We start from the raw sequence: 19,602 nt of genomic DNA on the forward strand, positions 1-19,602 counted from the left end.
GGCCATGCTGCGCCCCGGTTGATCCGCAGCCGTCACGGCGCGAAACCAAGCAGGGAGCCCTTCATGACGCGACCCACCCTCACCACCACGGCCGGAAACCCGATTTCCGACAACCAGAATTCGCTCACCGCCGGGCCGCGCGGCCCGGTGCTGATGCAGGACTATCAGCTCATCGAGAAGCTCGCCCACCAGAACCGCGAGCGCATTCCCGAGCGCGTGGTCCACGCCAAGGGCTGGGGCGCGCACGGCACCCTCACCATCACCGGCGACATCTCGAAATACACCAAGGCCAAGGCGCTCCAGCCCGGCGCCCAGACGCCCATGATCGCGCGCTTCTCCACGGTGGCCGGCGAGCTGGGCGCGGCGGATGCCGAGCGCGACGTGCGCGGTTTCGCGCTCAAGTTCTATACGCCCGAGGGCAACTGGGACCTCGTGGGCAACAACACGCCCGTGTTCTTCGTCCGCGACCCCTACAAGTTCCCGGACTTCATCCACACCCAGAAGCGCCACCCCAAGACCAACCTGCGTTCGCCCACCGCCATGTGGGACTTCTGGTCCCTCTCGCCGGAGAGCCTGCACCAGGTGACGATCCTGTTCTCCGACCGCGGCCTGCCCGTGGGCGTCCGGAACATGAACGGCTACGGCTCGCACACCTATTCCTTCATCAACGAGGCGGGCGAGCGCTTCTGGGTGAAGTTCCACTTCAAGACCCTGCAGGGCCACAAGCACTGGACCAATGGAGAGGCTACCGAGGTGGTCGGCCGGACCCGCGAATCCACGCAGGAGGACCTGTTCACCGCCATCGAGCGCGGCGAATTCCCCAAGTGGAAGGTGCAGGTGCAGGTGATGCCGGAGCTGGATGCGGAGAAGACCTCCTACAATCCCTTCGACCTCACCAAGGTGTGGCCGCACGGCGAGTATCCGCCCATCGACATCGGCGTCATGGAGCTGAACCGCAACCCGGAGAACTATTTCAACGAGATCGAGCAGGCGGCCTTCTCGCCGTCCAACATCGTGCCCGGCATCTCCTTCTCGCCGGACAAGATGCTGCAGGCCCGCATCTTCTCCTACGCGGACGCGCACCGCTATCGCCTCGGCACCCATTACGAGCACCTGCCGGTGAACGCCGCCAAGTGCCCGGTGCACCACTATCACAAGGACGGCGCCATGCGGTTCTTCCCACAGATGACCGGGAATACCGACGCCTATTACGAGCCCAACTCGTTCAACGGCGCCGCCGAGGATGCCAAGTACGCCGAGCCGCCGCTGAAGATCTCGGGCGACGCCGAGCGCTACAGCCACCGCATCGGCAATGACGACTTTTCCCAGCCGCGCGCGCTGTTCGAGCTGTTCGACGCCGGCCAGCGCCAGCGGCTCTTCAGCAACCTCGCGGCGGCCATGTACGGCATCCCGCAGGAGATCGCCGACCGGCAGATCGCCCTCTTCACCAAGGTCCACCCGGAGTATGGGGCGGGCGTGAAGGCGGCGCTGGAGCAGGAGACCCGCGCCAAGGCGGCGGAGACGGCGCAGCAGCAGAAGAACCCGGCGGGTCCTGTCGCCGCCGAGTGACGTGATCCCGGAGCGGGGGTTTGCCGGGAGCCCTGACCCGGCAAACGGAAAGGGGGCGCGCCTTGCCGGCGCGCCCCCTTTTATCCGTCCCTTAGGGAAGATCAGTCCTCCAGCACCTTCAGCTTGAACAGGAGGCCGGCGAGATAGGCGCCCACCAGCGGCACGATGATGAACAGCCAGAGCTGGGAGATGGCCTTGCCCCCCGCGAACAGGGCGGGGCCGATGGAGCGGGCCGGGTTCACCGACACGCCGGTGACGGGGATGAAGACGATGTGGATCATCACCAGCGACAGGCCGATGGCGAGGCCCGCCGCCTGGGTGATGCCGGCCTTGGAGGTTGAGCCGAGGATCACCACGAGGAAAATGAAGGTGCCGACCAACTCGGCGATGATCGCGGCGCCGAGGCCGTAGCCGCCGATATAGCCCTCGCCCCAGCCGTTCTGGCCGAGGCCGGCGGTCTTCACATCGAAGCCGGCCAGCTTGCCGGAGGCGATCATGAACAGAATGGCGGCGCCGACGATGCCGCCCAGAATCTGCGCAATCCAGTATTTCGGCACTTCGGAGGTGGGAATGCGTCCCGCGGCCCAGACGCCGACGGTGACGGCGGGATTGATGTGGCAGCCCGACACATGGCCGATGCCGTAGGCCATGGAGGTCACGGCGAGGCCGAAGGCGAAGGCGATGGCGAGCATTCCGATGGGTGCAGAGCCGTAGCCGGTGAGCACGGCCGAGCCGCAGCCGAAGAGGACGAGAACTGCTGTTCCGATGAACTCGGCGACGTATTTGTTCATTGCCCAGTCTCCCCTGCGCGCCCCGGCCGGTGGGGGACCGGGCGGTCCGGCGCGCATCCATCAGGTTCAGGAGCAGAATTCCCCGTCCGGACCGAACGAGACCGGGCGGACCCGCTCCCTCGCGGCGCCCCCGAAGGTCAACCGCAGCTCAAGCCAACTCCCGCCAACGGCAGAGATCAAGACTGCAACCTCAAATCTAAGCCACCCATCTCCACCTTTTTGGCGTGCGGCAGCGCAGCATCGCCTGCCGCGCTCGCGAAAAGATGAACGGAATGTAAAGGCCCGTGTCGGCACGGGTTCAGGGTGAACGTCGTACAAGGGCGATGAAATCGTCCTCCATTGAGGGGACGACGCGCCGCCCTCCGGCGTTCTAAGCCGGCCACGCGACGACGAACCGAGACCTGTGCCATGAAGACCTCCTCCCTGCTCGCGGCCGCCGCGACCACCTTCATCGCCATCGCCGCCTGGGGCGGTGGTGACCTCGTGCGCGCCTTCCCCAGCGATGCCGCCCCCGCCCTGGCGAAGGTGGATACGCCCGCCGCACGCCCGGCCGCCTACCAGTGGCGCGACTATTGGGACCGTGACGGCGCGGAGGCCACGACGCGGGCCTGCCCCGCGCGCAAGAGCATCAGCATGTCGTGGGAGGGGCCCCGCCTCTCGTGGCAGCGCAACTGCGCGCGTCCCATCTGAGCTTCATGCTCCTCGCGCCACGGTCGGGCGCCGCAGGACGGGAGCCCTTCCGGTCACGCTGACGTTGGGCCGCGAACATGTTAGGTGTGCGCGCCCCGGCGTTTCGGGGAGGGAGGGACTTCATGATGCGACTATGGACCGGCGCCTCAGCTGCCGCGCTGGTTGCAGCGGCGATGCTGTGGACCGCGACGGCCGACGCCCAGCAGCCCCCGTCGACAGCACAGGCGCAGAGCCAGACCGCGGCCTCGCCCTCCGCGCCTCCGACCTGGCCGCGCGTCTATGACCTGCCGGACAACCAGGTGCTGCAACTCTATCAACCGCAGATCGACGCATGGAACGGCGACACCATGTCCGGCCGCGCCGCCGTCGCCATCGGCGTTAAGACCGGCGCCCCGACGTACGGCATGGTGAAGTTCAGCACCCGCGTCGCCATCGACAAGCCGGCGGGCCTCGTCCACCTGGCCACCTTCACCATCGAAGGGGTGCAGGTGCCCACCGAGCCGGCCAAGGCGAGCGAGATCCGCTCCGCGCTCCAGACCCGCCTGCCGCCTGACGGCATCACGGTTCCGCTCGACCAGCTCCAGGCGAGCTATGCGGTGAACCAGGAACTGGCCAAGGTCCAGACCCAGCCGGTGGACAACACCCCGCCGCAGATCCTGTTCGCCACCACCACCACGATCCTCATCCCCATCTCCGGCGAGCCCGTGCTGCGGCCGATCAAGGGCGTGAGCGGCTTCCAGCGGGTCATCAACACCCAGCCGCTGCTGCTGAAGGATGAGGCCGGCACCTATCACCTCGAAGCCGCCGGCCACTGGTACGAGACGCCGAACCTCGGCGGCACCTGGATCGTCACGCCCCAGGTCTCGGACGCCCTCGCCTCCGCCGGCAAGGCGGCCAGTGCGGAGAGCCCGGCCGATCCGCTGCTCAGCAGCGACAAGAAGCCGATCAACCCGGCCCCGGCCATCATCGCCGTCACCAAGCCCACCGAGCTGATCCAGACCGATGGACAGCCGCAGATGCTGCCCGTGGCGGGCACCAACCTGCTCACCATGAACAATTCCGATCATGCGGTGTTCATGGAGACCACCTCCAACACCTATTACGTCCTGATCTCCGGCCGCTGGTTCAAGGCGCCGGACCTGAAGGGGCCGTGGGCGTTCGTGGCCAGCAACGCGTTGCCCAGGGACTTCTCGAAGATTTCGCCGAACGATCCGAAGGCGAACGTGCTGGTCTCGGTGGCCGGCACGCCGCAGGCCAAGGAAGCGGCAATCGCCGCCACCATCCCGCAGACCGCCACGGTGAAGCGCAGCGTGGAACTGAAGGTCGCCTTTGAGGGCGCGCCGAAGTTCGAGCCCATCAGCGGCACTGCGCTCGCCTATGCGGTGAACACCGCGACGCCGGTGATCCGCCTCGCGCCCGACCGCTTCTATGCGGTCAACAACGGCGCGTGGTTCGTGGCGGTCGATCCGGCCGGCCCGTGGCGGGTCGCCGATGTGGTGCCGGACGTGATCTACACCATCCCGGTGTCCTCGCCCCTGCACTACGTCACCTACGTGCGCATCTACGGGTCCACGCCGGACGCGGTGGTGGTGGGCTATACCCCCGGCTACATGGGCGTCGTCGTCGCCCCCGGCGGCACGGTGGTCTACGGCACCGGCTACAATTGTGTCGGCTACGCCGGCTTCGCCGACTGGTACTCCTGCCCCGTCACCTATGGCGTCGGCGCCGGCTTCGCGCTGGGCCTCGATACCGGCTTCGCCTTCGGCTTTGCCGCCGGCTGGGGCTGGGGCGCGGCGGTGTACCCCTACTGGGGTCCCTACTGGCATCCCTATGGTCCCTATGGACCCTACGGACCCTGGGGCGGCCACTGGGGCTACACCAACCTGAATCAGGCCAACCTCTACGGCCGCTGGGGCGGCGCCGCCACCGTCAATCACGCGTGGGGCACCACCTGGAATGGCACGGACTGGTCGGGCCGCGACTGGCATGGCACCACGGCCAACGGCACCAACTTCGCCGGCCGCTCGGGCGCCGCGTTCAATCCCTATTCCGGCAACTATGCCGCCGGCCGGGAGAACAGCCGCTACAACCCCACCACCGGCGCCCGTGGCGAAAGCCGTGCCGGGGTGGAAGGCAACGCCTATACGGGCAATGCCGCCGCCGGTCGTGAATCCGCCGGCGCCAACCCGACCACGGGCACCTATCACGCCTCCCAGACCGGCGTGACGGACAAGAACGGCAACGTGAACGTCGACAGCCGAGGCGTCGCCGGCAATGCCAAGACCGGCAATGCCGTCGCCTGGGATAACGGCCATGTGGCCGTGGACCACGACGGCAACGTCTACCAGCACAACGACAACGGCAGCTGGAGCCAGCACACCAACTCCGGCTGGCAGAACACCAGCCGCGACACCTCCAGCCTCGACAATGAGGAGCGGGCCCGCTCCACCAGCAGCCAGCGCGTGTCGAGCTACGGCGGCGACGGCTTCGGCGGCGACGCCTACGGCCGGGGCGACAGCTTCGGCTCGGGCGGCTTCGATCGCGGCTTCGGCGGCTTCGGTGGCGGTGACCGCGGCGGTGACTTCGGCGGTGGCGATCGCTTCGGCGGTGGCGGCGGCTGGGGCGGCGGTGGCCGCGGCTTCGGTGGCGGGTTCGGCGGCGGGCGCCGCTGATCTCCTTCGCAGGCGACAAGACGAAAGGCCGGGCTCACGCCCGGCCTTTTCATTTCAAGTGTCAGATGGTCAGGCCGCCCGGCGGGCCTCGAACGTCTCGCCCGCCAGCAGGCGCTGCACCCGGCTCGGAGCAAACTCTTCCGGCACGGCGCACAGGCCGAGGCGGACGCACAGCCGGCCGAGGCGCGGATCGGCGGTGGCCATTGTGAAAGGGATGGCGAGCACATAGCCCGCCAGCACCGGCGCCGCCCACAGGGCAAGCACCGGCTGCAACGCCAGCAGCGCGACGAGCACCGCGAGCCCGAACACCGTCTGCGGCCAGAACGCCCGCGCCGCATGGGCGACGTCCACCCCATGGCCGTCGCGGGCCTGGGCCCGCCAAGAAACCTTGGCGCCCCAGGAGGCGCGCACCCGGCCCAGCAGCAGGCGCCCCATCTCCAGCGTCACGGCCATGGCGGTGATGGCGCTGAGCAGGAAGGAGAACACCAGCTCCGCCGCCACGGACGCGGCAAAGCGCAGCGCCCCGCCGTAGCGGGCGACGCCGCCCGACGTCAGCACCACATCGGCGACACCGGCGAGCTTGGGCAGGAGCGCCATGGCCATCATCCCCCCGTAGAGGGCGAGAGCGAGGCCGCTTGGATAGGCCGGCCCGGCCTCCGCCGCCGCCAGCGGCAGCAGCGCCAGAAGCGCGGGATGGGCGGGCACCGTCACGAACATCAGGATGGCCCACACGAGCTGGAAGCGGCTCATGGGCTGAAGGCTCGCCGCGAGGCCCGGCACCGCCAGAAGGCGCAGATACTGGAGATTGCCGAGGCACCAGCGCAGGTCGCGGCCGACGAAATCGGTGGCGGCGGGCGGGTTCTCCTCATAGCTCTCGCTCTCCACCGGCAGAACGCGCACCTCATAGCCGGCGCGGCGCATGAGCACGGCTTCGACCTGATCGTGGGAGAGCACCGGTCCGCCGAAGGGGGCCCCGCCGGGCAGCTCCGGCAGGTGGCAGGAATCGCGGAAGGGGGCGACGCGGATCACCGCATTGTGCCCCCAGAACGGGCCGCAATCCCCCGCCCACCAGCTCGCGCCGAGGGTGTAGCTGCGCATGCCGTGACGCATGCCGAACTGGAAGATGCGTCCGAACGCGCTCTGGGACGGCAGACCGACGACTAGGCTCTGCAGGATGCCGAGGCGCGGATAGGCCGCCATCAGGCGCACCATGGAGAGGATGGTGTCCGCTCCCATCAGGCTGTCGGCATCCAGCGGCAGCATGAAGTCGTAGCGATCACCCGCGTCCGTGCAGAAGGCGCGGATATTGCCCGCCTTGAAGCCGGCATTGTCCGCGCGGCGGCGGTAGAAGATGCGGGCAGGTCCCTCCTGCGCCCGCCACGCCGCCACAAGTGCCTCCTCGGCGATTGCGATCTCGGGGCGGGACGTGTCGCTGAGGATGTGGAAGTCGAAGGCGGCGCCATGGCCGGAGAGGTCTAGGTCGGCCTTCACCGCCTTGAGCCGCGCCAGCGCCCGCGCCGGGTCCTCGTTCCGCACGGTGAGGAGAATGGCGGTGCGTGCACTGATCGCCCCTTCGGGCAGGGGCGGTGCAAGGAAGGGCGCCGCCGCCTCGACGCCCCGGCGCCGGCCGTGGAGCAAATAGAGACCCACCGCCGCATTCCAGAAGCCGATGGAGTTCCACGGCGTGATGGCGAGGGCGCAGACCAGCAGCAGCCCATCCACCAGCGAGAAGCCGTCATGAGCGCCCAGCGCCACCATGCCGGCGAGGACGAGGGCCACCGTGACCAGATTTGCCGCCAGCATGAACAGACGGCGCCGCCGGAGCGTTGAGAGCGGCTGGATCAAGGCCGGCGTCAGCGTCGCCGACGCGGGTGCGGGTTTATCTGGAAGCGTGGACAGTGGACCGGACCTTGAAGACATGCATAGCTCCCTGGGTGCCGGCGGCCCGCGGCGATGGAACCCCAAGCCTATACGAGAGCCAAAGCATGGCCGTTCAACCTGCGTCAACTTGCCACGCACCTCTCTTTGCGCGCGCCCTCTGGTACGTCGCGCCCGGCGCCTGTGAGCTGCGCCCGGGCGTGCTGCCCGCCGTGGACGAGGCGACGGCGCAGGTGCGCACCCTCTACACCGCGGTCAGCCGCGGCACCGAGCGGCTGGTGGCGGCGGGGCTCACCGATCCCGTCCACCGCAAGCGCATGCGCGCGCCGTTGCAGGAGGGCGAATTCCCTTTCCCGGTCAAGTACGGCTATTGCGCGGTCGGCGAGGTGGAGGTGGGACCGCCCGAACTGGTCGGTCGCCGCGTCTTCTCCCTCGCGCCCCATCAGGAGCGGTTTGTGGCGCTCACCGAGATGCTGGCCCCGGTGCCCGATGCCGTGCCGGCGCGGCGCGCCACCCTCGCCGCCAACATGGAGACGGCCCTCAATGCGGTGTGGGACGGCGGTGCCGGGCCCGGCGACCGCATCGTGGTGGTGGGCGCGGGGCTGGTCGGGCTGCTCGTCGCCTATCTCTGCGGCCGGCTGCCCGGCGCGGAGGTGACGGTGGTGGACACCGACCCCGCCCGGGCCGCCGTCGCCGCTACATTCGGCGCGCGCTTCCTGCCCGCCGACCCCGGGCCGGCCGATCTCGATGCCGATCTCGTCTTCCACACCTCGGGCTCCTCGGCCGGCCTCAACATCTGCCTCGCCTGCTGCGGCGACGAGGGCCGGGTGATCGAGATGAGCTGGTACGGCGACCGTCCGGTGGACGTGGCGCTGGGGGGCGGCTTCCACCACAAGCGCCTCGCCATCCTCTCCTCGCAGGTGGGCGCGGTCAGCCCGGCCCGCCGCCCGCGCTGGAGCCGCCGCCGCCGCCTCCTCAAGGCGCTGGACCTCCTCGCCGACGACCGGCTGGACGCGCTCATCACCGAGGAGGTCGCCTTCAATGATCTGCCGGCCCGAATGCCGCGTATCCTCGCAGCCGGTGCGGAAGGGATCGCCACCGTCGTCAACTACGGCTGAGGCCGGACCACCGGACAGAAAGGACATTCTATGTATGCGGTAGAAGTGCGGGACCACATCATGATCGCCCACTCCTTCCGGGGCGACCTGTTCGGCCCGGCGCAGGCGCTGCACGGGGCGACCTTCGTGGTGGATGTGGCCTTCTATCGCGAGGACCTGACCGAGGAGGGCGTGGTGGTGGACATCGCCCGCGCCCATGACGCGCTGAAGGCCGTGCTCGGACCGCTCAACTACAGGAATCTCGACGAGGTGCCCGCCTTCGCCGGCCGCAACACCACCACCGAGGTGCTTGCCCGCCACGTGTTCGACCATATGGCCGCCGCTGCCCGCTCCGGCGATCTCGGCGCCGGCGGCGACGGCATCGTGCGCATCCGCGTCTCGCTGCACGAATCCCACGTCGCCCGCGCCTGGTACGAGGCCGACATCGGAGCCGCCGCGTGACCGGTCACGCGCGGCCGGCGGTGGCCCTGGTCCATCCCGGCGACATCAATACGACCAGCGGTGGCTATGCCTATGACCGGCGCATCCTCGCCGGGCTCACGGCGCAGGGCTTCGATGCGATGCCGCTCTCGCTCGAGGGCGGCTTCCCTTTTCCCACGGCCGAAGAAACCGATGCGGCCCTTGCCGCTCTTGCCGCGACGCCGGCCGGCACCGTGCTACTGGCGGATGGCCTCGCCCTCGGCGTCCTGCCGGGCGAGGGCCTGCGGCAGCTCGGACGGCCTGTGGTCGCACTGGTGCATCATCCCCTTGCGTTGGAGACCGGCCTGTCTGAGGAGGCCGCGACCCGCCTGCTGGAGAGCGAGACGGAGGCGCTCGCCGCCGCCGCCGCCGTCATCGCCATCAGTCCCGAGACGCGGCGGATGCTGGTGGAGCGCTATGGCGTGCCGCCTGAGAAGATCACCCTCGCCCTGCCCGGCACCGCCCCCGCCCACCGCGTTCCGGCGGATGGCCACCCGCCCCGGCTCATCGCGGTGGGGTCGCTGACGCCCCGCAAGGGCTATGGGGTGCTGCTCGACGCCCTCGCCGGCCTGGAGGATCTCGACTGGACGCTGACCATCGTCGGCAGCCCCGATCTGGAGCCCGAGACGGCGCGGGAGATCGCCGCGCGTGCGGCCGGACTGGGGCCCCGCATCCGCCTCGCCGGCACACTCGACGTGCCGGCGCTGGATGCGGCCTATGCCGCCGCCGACATCTTCGTCCACCCCTCCTTCTACGAGGGCTACGGCATGGTGTTGGCCGAGGCGCTGCGGCGCGGCCTGCCCGTGATCTGCACCACCGGCGGCGCGGCGGGCGAGACCGTTCCGGACGGAGCCGGCCTCAAGGTGCCGCCCGGCGACGTGGATGCCCTCGCCGCCGCGCTGCGCGCGGTTCTCGTCGATCCCGCGCGGCGGCGGGCCATGGCCGATGCCGCCTTCGCCGCCGGCACCGCCTTGCCCGACTGGCCCGACACCGTGGCCGCCATCGGCCGGGTGCTGACGGAGGTCGCTGGACGTTGACCGAGCTTGCGCCCGCGCCCGCCGCCACCTTCTCCGCCGGATGGCTCGCCTTGCGGGAGCCCGCCGACCACCGTGCCCGCGCGGCGGCGCTGGAGGCGCAGCTGGCCGCCCGGCTGGCCCACGTCCCGGAGCAGCGCATCGTCGATCTCGGTGCCGGCTCCGGCTCGAATCTGCGGGCCCTCGCGCCGAAGCTCGGACCACGCCAGCACTGGGTGTTGGTTGACCACGACGACACCCTCGCCGAGGCCGCCCGGATCGCCTTCCGCGGCTTCGCGGACGGCTGGCGGGAGGACGGCAGCCGGTTGGTGCTCGACCTCACGGGCAAGGAGGTGACGGTGGAATTTGCCCTGCGCGACATCGCCGCCGACCCGGCCGCACCGCTCGCCTTCCGGCCCCATCTCGTCACCGCTTCAGCGTTCTACGACCTCGTGTCGGCGGACTGGTGCCGGCGCTTTGCGGCAGCGTTCGCCGGCAGCGGCGTCGTGCTCCATGCGGCGCTCACCTGCGACGGCCGGGATGCGTGGTCGCCACCCCATCCGGCAGATGCCGCCATCGCAGACGCCTTCCGCGCCCATCAATCAACGGACAAAGGCTTCGGCCCCGCCGCAGGCGCGGACGCCGCGGGCATCCTCGCGGCAGCGCTTGCCGCCGTCGGCTACGCCGCCGAGACGGCGAATAGCCCGTGGGTGCTCGACGCCGGCGACCGGCAGCTGATCGCCGCGCTGGCTAAAGGCACCGCGCAGGCGGCGGCGGAGAGCGGGCCCGTCCCGGCTGAGGTCGCAGCCGATTGGCATCAGGCGCGGGCGATGGCGCAGAGCTGTATCATCGGCCATGTGGACCTGCTGGCGGTGCCGCGCGGCTGAAAACTCAGCTGCAGTTCGTAACCTGATTGGAGCAGATGCCACGCCACCAGCCGCGCTTGCCGTCCCGGCTCTTCGTCAGAGCCCAGTTGGCCGAGCAGGCATAGATGCGCTCCAGCGTGCCATCGATGGGCAGATTTCCGGAGGGATCGGCCGCGTCGTCGCCGGGCGGGATGTCCTTTGAATCGACGCTCGGCGCCTGATGCAGGCGCATCACCGGCATCTGCGTGTTGGCATAGGCGCCGCCGGCCTTGTCCGCCGGAATCCAGCCGGCGCCCTTGTAGGTCTTCGGATAGGAGCGCGGCGGCGGATCGTCGTAGGGCGCACCGGGCGGGGTGGCATTGCGGATGCGGAACCAGCCGTCCTTGTAGCCGGTGATCTCGAATTCCACGTGCCAGCTGTCGTCCTCGCCCTGTCCGGACTCGGGCGTATGGCGCGGCGGGGCGAGGGTGCCGACCACCTTCGCCGTCGCCGAGGGTGCGGCGCGCACGGCAAGACCCTTGCGGCTGGTGTCGATGGACCATGCCTTGAGACGGCAAGGCTCGACGCCCGGCTCCGCCTTCTGCTTCGACAGACCGGCGAGAATGTCCGCCTGCTCTTCCGCAAAGGGATCATCGCCCGCCGGGTCCTGAGGCGTGCGGGGGCGCACGATGGCGGAGACGACGCGGCGGGCATCCCCCTCCGGCGCCAGCGTCACCTCCAGCACCTGCCCGGGTGCAAAGGCGCTGCCCGGCGTTCTGGGATCGTCTGCGCCGGCAGGAAAGACCGCGATCAGCGCCGTCTGCCCCAGTTCGCCCGTGCGCAGCACGCGGCCGGGGACGAGCGTCTTCGGCAGTTGCGCCGTGGCGGCAGCGACCCAGGCCGCGTCGTCCGCGCGGGCCTCGCCGGCCGGCACGCCCAAGGCAAGCGCAAGGAGGAGAAAGCGCTTCATTGGGGCGCGATGATCTTCAGCGGGGTCGTGTAGGGCTCGATCCGCAGGCTATCGTTGCCGAGGATGCTGACACGCGCCACCGGCGCCTGCTCCAGCGCCCCGTCGGGCCCCTTGCGCACCGCATAGCGCCAGAGCGTCACCTCGCCCTTCCCCTTCAGCGCCTTGCCGATGGCGGTGACATCGCTGCCGCCGAGCGCAGTCACGTCCTGCGGCGCGAGGCCGACGACGATCTCGTCCTTCACCGTGACGATCTTGAAGAGCGGCGTCGTCTCCGCCCCCGAGGCCGCTCCGGCAAGGACCAGAAGGCTGCCAGCGACCAGCGACAGGGAGAACAGGCGGCGAGTGGGAAGGGTCATTGCGGCGATCCTCGGTAGGGCGCATTGCAGCGCTCAAGGCCGACATTTCCCGAGGATGCGGGGATTTTCAACCGCCGCGTGCCGAAACGGCAGCAGCGCGGCAAACCGCTACCGCGCGGGCGAAAAAGACCTCATTCCAGCCCGGCGATGGCCCGCGCAAAATCACGCGCCGCGAAGGGCTGGAGGTCGTCCTGCCCCTCCCCCACGCCGATGAGGTGGATGGGCAGCTTGTGCTTCGCCGCGATGGCCACAAGGATGCCGCCCCGCGCCGTGCCGTCGAGCTTGGTCATGACGAGGCCGGTCACGCCCGCGATGCGCGCGAACGCCTCCACCTGCGAGAGCGCGTTCTGGCCCACCGTGGCGTCGAGCACGAGGAGCACGGCGTGGGGGGCGGTCGGCTCCTGCTTCCGGATGACCCGGACGACCTTTTCCAGCTCGGCCATCAGCTCGGCGCGGTTCTGCAGGCGGCCGGCGGTGTCGATCATGAGGATATCGGCGTTCTGGACCCGCGCCTCGGTGATGGCGTCGTGGGCGACGCCCGCCGCATCGGCCCCCTGCTCGCGGGCGATGACGGTGGCGCCGGTGCGCTGGCCCCACACCTTCAGTTGCTCGATGGCGGCGGCGCGGAAGGTGTCGCCGGCGGCGAGCACCACCTTGCGGCCTTCGGCGCGCCACTGGGAGGCGAGCTTGCCGATGGTGGTGGTCTTGCCCGAACCGTTGACGCCCACCATCAGCAGGATGAAGGGCTTGTGCGCGGTGTCCACCACCAGCGGCGTCGCCACCGGCGCGAGGATGCGCTCCACCTCGGCAGCGATAAGGCTCTTCACCTCCTCGGCCGAGATCATCTTGTCGTGCCGGCCGCGCCCCACCTCCTCGACGATGCGCATGGAGGTCTCCACACCGAGGTCGGCGCGGATCAGCACCTCTTCCAGCTCCTCCAGCGTCGCCGCATCCAGCTTGCGCTTGGACACGAGGTCGGTGATGCCCTGCCCGAGGCTGGAGGCGGTGCGCGCCAGGCCCGAGGCGAGGCGGCTCCAGAAGCCCTTGCGCGGCTCCGGGGCCGGCGCGGCGGGTTCCTCCGCCGGCGGAGGAAGATCGGGCGCGGGGGCTTCGTGAGCAATGGCCGGTATCGGCTCAGGAGCGGGGGCTTCGACCGGCTCGGGGACAGGCTCCGGCTCGACAGCGGCCAGCGGCGCGGGCGCGACCGTCGGCTCGGGTTCGGCGGGCTCAAGCGCAGGTGTTTCGACGGGCAACGCGGCTACGGGCTCCGCCGCAGCGCTCTCCACCGAGGTCGGCAGCGGCGTCTCCGGTGCGGCAGGCGCGGGCTCGGGGTCAGCCGAATCGGGAACAGGCGCATCCGGCGGCGGCGGAACCGGCGTTTCGGCCGCCGGCTCGCCGGTGAGCCAGCCCCAGAAGCCGCGCTTCTTCTTGTCGTTTCCGCCGTCCTGCTGGCTCATGCCGAAGATCCCTGAAAATGCGTCACGCCGCGATGAGGCGCGCGCCGTCGTGCCCGGCGATCCTGAGATCGGCGAGGCTGCCGCGCACCGCCGCGCCGGAGAGGCGCACCGGGGTGAAATGTTCGGTGTGTCCGCGCCCGCCGGCTTCCACCAGCACCGTGCGGCGCCGGCCGACTTCGGCGGACAGATGTCGGCGCAGCAGCCCCGCCCCGGTCTCGCGCAGCCGCGCCGCGCGCTCGGCGACGAGCGCCGGGGCGAGTTGCGGCATGCGGGCTGCCGCCGTGCCCGGCCGGGCGGAATAGGGGAAGGCGTGAAGGAAGGCGAGGCCGGCTTCCTCGGCGAAGTCGCGCGTGGCACGGGCCTGCGCCTCGGTCTCGGTGGGAAAGCCGACGATGATGTCCGCGCCCAGCACCACGTCCGGCCGTGCCCGCCGCAGCGCCGCGATGAAGGCGAGCGCCTCGGCCCGGCTGTGGCGACGCTTCATGCGCTTCAGGATGATGTCATCGCCGGACTGGAGCGAGAGGTGCAGATGCGGCATCAGCCGCGCCTCCTCGGCAAGGGCGCGTATCAGCTCGGCATCTGCCTCCACGGCGTCGATGGAAGAGAGGCGCAGCCGCTTCAGCTCCGGCACGCCGGCGAGCACCGCCCGCACCAGCCGTCCGAGGGTCGGCGTGCCCGGAAGGTCGGCGCCATAGGCGGTGAGATCGACGCCGGTGAGCACCACCTCGCCGTGGCCGCTCTCCACCAGCCGCGCCACCTGCGCCACCACGGCGCCCATGGGCACGCTGCGCGAGGGTCCGCGGCCGAACGGGATGATGCAGAAGGTGCAGCGGTGGTCGCATCCGTTCTGCACCTCAACGAAGGCGCGGGTGTGCCCCTCGAAGCGGTCAGCGAGATGGGGCGTCGCCTCGCGGACGGCGGAGATGTCCTGAACCTGCACCTTCTGTTCGGCCGAGACGCCGAAATCGAGGGCGGTACGGGCGCCGGCCCAGCTCGCGGCGGAAACCTTCTCGGCGTTGCCGAGAATCAGATCCACCTCGTCCATGGCGGCGAAGGTGGCGGGCTCGGTCTGGGCTGCGCAGCCGGTGACGATGATGCGCAGGGACGGATCACGCCGCCGGGCGCGGCGGATGGCCTGGCGCGCCTGCCGCACGGCCTCGGCCGTCACTGCGCAGGTGTTCACCACAAAAGCGCGATCGAGCCCCGCGGTTGCGGCGGCGCGGGCGATGCCGTCGCCTTCCAGCGCATTGAGGCGGCAGCCGAAATTGACCACCTCCAAAGCCCGCTCCACGCCCGGCCCCTCCGCCATCAGGCGGCCTCCCCCAGCATGGCGGGGGTGAGGGTGCCGGCGAATTCGTGCTCGACCGGACCGGTCATCAGCACATGGCCATCGCTCTCGCGCCACTCGATCTCCAGCGGCCCGCCCGGCAGCGTCACCGTGACGGCGCGGCCGGTGCGGCCCGTGCGGACGGCGGCGACGCCGGTTGCGCAGGCGGCGGTGCCGCAGGCCCGCGTGCGTCCGGCGCCACGCTCCCACACATGCAGCAGGATGCGGTCCGGCGCGGTGAGGCTGGCGAAGGAGATGTTGGCGCGCTCGGGAAAGAGCGGATGGTGCTCCAGCGCGGCGCCGAGGCCTTCCACGTCCATGGCACCGGCATCGGGAACGAAGAAGATGGCGTGGGGATTGCCCATGCTCACCATCACCGCCGGCCCGAGAGTCTCGAAGCCGGGGACGAGGACCGATGCCGTGTCGCCCACATCCTCCGCCAGCGGAATGTCCTGCCAGCCGAGGCGGGGGGCGCCCATGTCCACCTTCACCTGGCCGTCCGGCCGCACGGTGCAGTCCAGCAGCCCCGCCTCGCTCTCGAAGAGGACATGGGGCGTGCCGGTGCGCCCGGCCTCCAGCGCGGCAATGCAGCGTGTGCCGTTGCCGCAGGCGGCGGAGATGGAGCCGTCGTTGTTGAGGATGCGCACGAAGGCGGCGGTGTCCGCCCGGCGCGGGGGATAAAGCACCATGGCCTGATCGAACGGCAGCACGGACGGCCGCGCCAGCGCCCGCGCGGCGGCGGGCGGCACGTCCACCGGATCGGCGCGCAGGTCGAGGACGAGGATCTCGTTGCCGAGACCATTCATCTTCACGAAGGGGCGGTGGCTGAGCGGGTTCACGGGCGTCCGGGGCTGTCCTGCAAGGTCTTTGCCCTATATGGCGCCGTTGTGTCCATCACACCACCCCCGCGCCGCCTGCAAGGCGCCGCAATGGCGCCGAACTGCGGCATGAGAACATGCTAGACAGAGTGCGTCGCGGCCCTTCGGCCCGCGGGAGGATGTACGATGACGGGCGTTTGGGGGACGAGGCTCGGACGGGCGGCGGCGGTTTTCGGGCTGATGATGGCGCTGGTGGCTCCCGCGGCCGCACAGGCCCCGCAAAAGGGGGCGGATACGCTCACCCCGCCGCCGGTGGTGGACCCGAAGAAGGTGGAAACGACGCCCGTCACCCCCGGCGCCTCCACTTTCGCGCCGGACGAACTGACGCTGGCGCCGGTGCCGGTGCTCACGATTTCGGGCTCGTCGTCGTGGGAAGAGGCCTATGACAAGCTGGTCGAGGCGGTCCGCAAGGCCGATGCCGAGGTGAAGCGGCTCGGGCTCACGCGGGCGGGCGAGGTGTTCGTCATGTACACCACCAGCGACGACCGCGGGTTCGACTATGAGGTGCAGGTCCCGTTCTCGGGCACCACCACCCAGAAGCCGGCGGAGCCCATGAAGCTGGGCGGCTCCTTCGCCGGCAAGGTTCTGCGGTTCGTCCATACCGGCTCGTTCGGCGACATGGACAACACCTACGAGCAGATCGCCAACTATCTCGACGAAAAGAACGTCGAGCAGAACGACCTCTATATCGAGCGCTACCGCACCGACCTCCTCACCGCCTCCCCGGAGGCCCTGGAGATCGAGATCCTGGTGCCCCTGCCCTGAGCAGGCCCTCGAGAAAATAGAGCAACATCAAGGACACGGCTGCGCAGACCGGTCTACCCTACGGTCAACGCGCCGCCACAAGGAGGGCCGCATGGGTGGCATATCCGTAAAAAACTGCGTCAAGGGGCGGACGGGAAACCTTTCGCGCATCGCCGTCGCGGCGGTGTTCGGCTGGTCGACCATCTACCCGGCCCTCGCCCAGACGCCGCCCCCCGGGCCGCAGGGCGCCCAGGGCTATCCGCAGGGGCAGCCGATCCCCCAAGGACAGCCTGCGCCGCAGGGCCAGCCCGGCCCACAGGGGCAGGCCTTGCCGCCGCCCCAGCCGGGCGATCAGGTGCAGCCGGCTTATTCGCTCAGCGAGCTTGAATATCTGCTCGGCCCGGTCGCGCTCTATCCGGACCCGCTGCTGGCCATCCTGTTCCCGGCCACCCTGTTCCCGGAACAGCTGGTGGAAGCCTACAACTGGATCGTTGCCAATCCGAGCCTCGTGCAGGAACGCAACTTCACCGCGGTGGACGCCTTCAACTGGGACTCCTCGGTGAAGGCGCTGGTGCGGTTCCCGGATGTGATCACCCTCTTCCATGAGCACATGGAGTGGGCGGAATCCCTCGGCCTCGCCTTCTCGACCCAGCCGCAGGACGTCTCCAACACCATTCAGATGCTGCGCGCCAAGGCGCAGGCTGTCGGCAATCTGCAGACGACGCCTCAGCAGGTGGTGACGACGCAGGAACTCCCCGCCAGCAGCAGCGGCGGCGGCAGCCCCGTGCGCACCATCTACATCCAGCCGGCCGATCCCGAGCGGATCTACGTGCCGGCCTATGACAGCTCGGAGGTGTTCACCACCTTCGCCACGGGCGCCCTGGCGTTCGGCGCAGGCGTGCTGGTCGGCTCCTACTGGAACAACAACTGGGGCTGGAACAACCGGCCGTGGAACTCGGTGTGGGTCGTGCCGCCGCGCTGGGTGCGCCCGCCTTACTGGGGTCCCGGCTGGGGTGGCCGTCCGCCGGCATGGGGTCCGGGACCGTGGGTACCCGGCCGTCCCGGCTTCCCGCCGCCGGTTCGTCCCGGCTGGCCGGGCGGGCCCGGCGGCCCGGGTCGTCCGGGCTGGCCCGGTGGTCCCGGCGGACCCGGTTGGCCGGGTGGACCGGGTGGACCCGGCGGTCCGGGACGTCCCGGCTGGCCCGGTGGCCCCGGCTATCCCGGTGGTCCTGGTGGTCCCGGTGGTCCTGGAGGACCCGGCCGTCCCGGTTGGCCCGGTGGACCCGGAGGACCTGGTGGACCCGGCGGACCCGGCCGTCCCGGATATCCGGGGGGACCGGGCGTCGGTCCCGGCCGTCCCGGAATGCCTCTCGTTCCCGGTGCCCCCGGCCGTCCGGGCTATCCCGGGGGTCCGGGTCGTCCCGGCACGCCCGGCTATCCCGGTGGACCCGGCGTCGGCCCCGGTCGCCCCGGAATGCCCGTCGTTCCCGGTGCTCCCGGCCGTCCGGGCTATCCCGGGGGTCCGGGCGCGGGACCGGGTCGTCCCGGCTATCCGGGCACGCCCGGTGTCGGACCCGGCCGTCCCGGTCGCCCCGGTTACCCTGGCAACATTCCCGGCCAGCCCGGCGCGGGTCCTGGCCGTCCCGGATATCCCGGGCAGCCCGGCGTCGGACCCGGTCGCCCCGGCCGTCCCGGACAGCCCGGTGTTCCGGGGGCGGGACCGAACCGTCCCGGCTATCCCGGCGCGGGCCCCGGCCGGCCCGGTGGACCCGGTCGGCCCGGATATCCGAATGCTGGCCCCAACCGGCCCGGTTATCCGAACGCCGGCCCCAACCGGCCGTCGGCGCAGCCGAACCGGCCGGCCAACCGCCCCGCCAACGTGCGGCCGCAGAACCGACCGCAGCAGGTGCGTCCGCAGCAGCGGCCCCAGCAAAGGCCGCAACAGATGCGACCGCAGCAGCGGCCCCAGCAGATGCGTCCGCAGCAACGGCCGCAGCAGATGAGGCCCCAGCAGATGCGGCCGCAGCAGCGGGCCATGCCCCAGCGGGCGGCTCCGCAGCGGGCCGCACCGCAGAACAGGCCACGGCCCGGCCAGCGCTGAGCCTTCGACCTTCCTTCCGCCCGGCTTCGGCCGGGCGGTTTGTTTCGGCCATGCGGAAGACAGGGCAGAGCCCTTTCCTTCGGCGCGCGAATCTCCTTCACTGGCAGTGCAGGACCCGCGGTTGCACCGCGGTCGTTCGTGAGACCGGCACCATGCCGCCGGCCATCGCGGAGGGTTCAATGCCGCGACTGTTCACCGCCATCGAGATCCCCACCGAGGTGGGGCTGGGCCTCTCCATGCTGCGGGGCGGGCTTTCCGGCGCCCGATGGATCGATCCGGAGAACTACCACGTCACCCTGCGCTTCATCGGCGACGTGGACGACGCCACCGGCCGCGACATCATGCTGATGCTGGGGCAGGTGCGCCGCCCCGCCTTCGACGTCGCGCTGGACGGGCTGGACCAGTTCGGCGGCCACAAGCCGCGCGCGGTGTTCGCAGCGGTGAAGGCCAATGCGGCGCTGATGGAGCTGCAGGCCGAACAGGAGCGCATCATGCAGCGCCTCGGCCTCGGTGCGGAGCGCAATTATAAGCCCCACGTGACCCTCGCCCGGTTGCGCGACGCCTCCTCCCGCCAGGTGGCAGATTACCTCGCCGCGCGCGGCTCCTTCCGCAGCCCACCGTTTCGCGTGCCACGCTTCGTGCTGTTCTCCTCGCGGGATTCGGTCGGCGGCGGCCCCTATCTGGTGGAAGCGGCCTATCCCCTTCTCTAGCCCCGGCCCTTGCGGCGGGCGGCC

General features: G+C 70.5%; 17 protein-coding genes. 10 read left to right on the plus strand and 7 right to left on the minus strand.

Features of this window, described 5'->3' with window-relative positions; all coding sequences use genetic code 11:
- The first annotated feature begins 63 nt into the window (after positions 1-63).
- Complete coding sequence (locus ACT54R_RS08415; RefSeq protein WP_476325316.1) at positions 64-1,569, plus strand: catalase; 1,506 nt, start codon at positions 64-66, stop codon at positions 1,567-1,569.
- Between the two features lie 101 nt (positions 1,570-1,670).
- Here ACT54R_RS08415 and aqpZ read toward each other — a convergent pair whose 3' ends face one another.
- On the minus strand, positions 1,671-2,360 hold the full coding sequence (gene aqpZ / locus ACT54R_RS08420; protein WP_476325318.1) for an aquaporin Z: 690 nt from the start codon (positions 2,358-2,360) through the stop codon (positions 1,671-1,673).
- 408 nt (positions 2,361-2,768) lie between these two features.
- Between aqpZ and ACT54R_RS08425 the strand changes: the two genes are divergently transcribed.
- Positions 2,769-3,050, plus strand: a complete 282-nt coding sequence (locus tag ACT54R_RS08425) for a hypothetical protein (protein WP_476325320.1) — start codon at positions 2,769-2,771, stop codon at positions 3,048-3,050.
- A 122-nt stretch (positions 3,051-3,172) separates the two neighbouring features.
- Positions 3,173-5,722: a carbohydrate-binding family V/XII gene (locus ACT54R_RS08430; RefSeq protein ID WP_476325322.1), complete on the plus strand. Its 2,550-nt coding sequence runs from the start codon at positions 3,173-3,175 to the stop codon at positions 5,720-5,722.
- A gap of 69 nt (positions 5,723-5,791) precedes the next feature.
- On the opposite strand, the gene mdoH is transcribed toward ACT54R_RS08430, so the two are convergent.
- A complete protein-coding gene (gene mdoH, locus ACT54R_RS08435; protein WP_476325324.1) occupies positions 5,792-7,642 on the minus strand; it encodes a glucans biosynthesis glucosyltransferase MdoH in 1,851 nt (616 codons plus the stop codon).
- Positions 7,643-7,707: 65 nt separating this feature from the next.
- Between mdoH and ACT54R_RS08440 the strand changes: the two genes are divergently transcribed.
- The 4 genes from ACT54R_RS08440 to ACT54R_RS08455 are packed head-to-tail and all read left to right on the plus strand — an operon-like array spanning position 7,708 to position 11,077.
- Entirely contained in the window at positions 7,708-8,718 is a 1,011-nt protein-coding gene (locus ACT54R_RS08440) for a zinc-dependent alcohol dehydrogenase (protein ID WP_476325326.1), read from the plus strand.
- A 30-nt stretch (positions 8,719-8,748) separates the two neighbouring features.
- Positions 8,749-9,159: a 6-pyruvoyl trahydropterin synthase family protein gene (locus tag ACT54R_RS08445; RefSeq protein WP_476325328.1), complete on the plus strand. Its 411-nt coding sequence runs from the start codon at positions 8,749-8,751 to the stop codon at positions 9,157-9,159.
- The gene (locus ACT54R_RS08450; protein WP_476325330.1) at positions 9,156-10,214 is read left to right on the plus strand and encodes a glycosyltransferase family 4 protein; all 1,059 of its coding nucleotides are present in this window, start codon (positions 9,156-9,158) and stop codon (positions 10,212-10,214) included. Before ACT54R_RS08445 ends, ACT54R_RS08450 begins: the two co-directional genes overlap by 4 nt.
- Positions 10,211-11,077 (plus strand): SAM-dependent methyltransferase, encoded by an 867-nt coding sequence (locus ACT54R_RS08455; RefSeq protein ID WP_476325332.1) that lies wholly within the window; start codon positions 10,211-10,213, stop codon positions 11,075-11,077. The genes ACT54R_RS08450 and ACT54R_RS08455 overlap by 4 nt, the downstream gene beginning before the upstream one ends.
- A 4-nt stretch (positions 11,078-11,081) precedes the next feature.
- Here the strand turns inward: ACT54R_RS08455 and ACT54R_RS08460 are convergent, their stop codons facing one another.
- The 5 genes from ACT54R_RS08460 to dapF all read right to left on the minus strand — a co-directional run bounded on the left by ACT54R_RS08460 (position 11,082) and on the right by dapF (position 15,984).
- Positions 11,082-12,005 (minus strand): SH3 domain-containing protein, encoded by a 924-nt coding sequence (locus ACT54R_RS08460; protein WP_476325334.1) that lies wholly within the window; start codon positions 12,003-12,005, stop codon positions 11,082-11,084.
- The gene (locus ACT54R_RS08465) at positions 12,002-12,361 is read right to left on the minus strand and encodes a hypothetical protein (RefSeq protein WP_476325336.1); all 360 of its coding nucleotides are present in this window, start codon (positions 12,359-12,361) and stop codon (positions 12,002-12,004) included. Before ACT54R_RS08465 ends, ACT54R_RS08460 begins: the two co-directional genes overlap by 4 nt.
- A gap of 131 nt (positions 12,362-12,492) precedes the next feature.
- A complete protein-coding gene (ftsY, locus tag ACT54R_RS08470; protein ID WP_476325338.1) occupies positions 12,493-13,818 on the minus strand; it encodes a signal recognition particle-docking protein FtsY in 1,326 nt (441 codons plus the stop codon).
- A 22-nt stretch (positions 13,819-13,840) separates the two neighbouring features.
- On the minus strand, positions 13,841-15,127 hold the full coding sequence (gene mtaB / locus ACT54R_RS08475) for a tRNA (N(6)-L-threonylcarbamoyladenosine(37)-C(2))-methylthiotransferase MtaB (RefSeq protein ID WP_476325340.1): 1,287 nt from the start codon (positions 15,125-15,127) through the stop codon (positions 13,841-13,843).
- Positions 15,127-15,984 carry a diaminopimelate epimerase gene (gene dapF / locus ACT54R_RS08480; RefSeq protein ID WP_476325342.1) on the minus strand — a complete coding sequence of 286 codons (858 nt, stop codon included), beginning with the start codon at positions 15,982-15,984 and terminating at the stop codon, positions 15,127-15,129. Before dapF ends, mtaB begins: the two co-directional genes overlap by 1 nt.
- Positions 15,985-16,149: 165 nt before the next feature.
- On the opposite strand from dapF, the gene ACT54R_RS08485 reads away from it, so the two are divergent.
- From ACT54R_RS08485 to thpR, 3 genes are all read left to right on the plus strand, one after another.
- Positions 16,150-16,788 (plus strand): GyrI-like domain-containing protein, encoded by a 639-nt coding sequence (locus ACT54R_RS08485; RefSeq protein ID WP_168462244.1) that lies wholly within the window; start codon positions 16,150-16,152, stop codon positions 16,786-16,788.
- 91 nt (positions 16,789-16,879) lie between these two features.
- Positions 16,880-18,868 (plus strand): DUF3300 domain-containing protein, encoded by a 1,989-nt coding sequence (locus tag ACT54R_RS08490; protein WP_476325344.1) that lies wholly within the window; start codon positions 16,880-16,882, stop codon positions 18,866-18,868.
- 179 nt (positions 18,869-19,047) lie between these two features.
- Positions 19,048-19,578: an RNA 2',3'-cyclic phosphodiesterase gene (gene thpR, locus ACT54R_RS08495; RefSeq protein ID WP_476325346.1), complete on the plus strand. Its 531-nt coding sequence runs from the start codon at positions 19,048-19,050 to the stop codon at positions 19,576-19,578.
- Positions 19,579-19,602: the final 24 nt, after the last annotated feature.

The organism is Xanthobacter sp. DMC47, assembly GCF_056313845.1.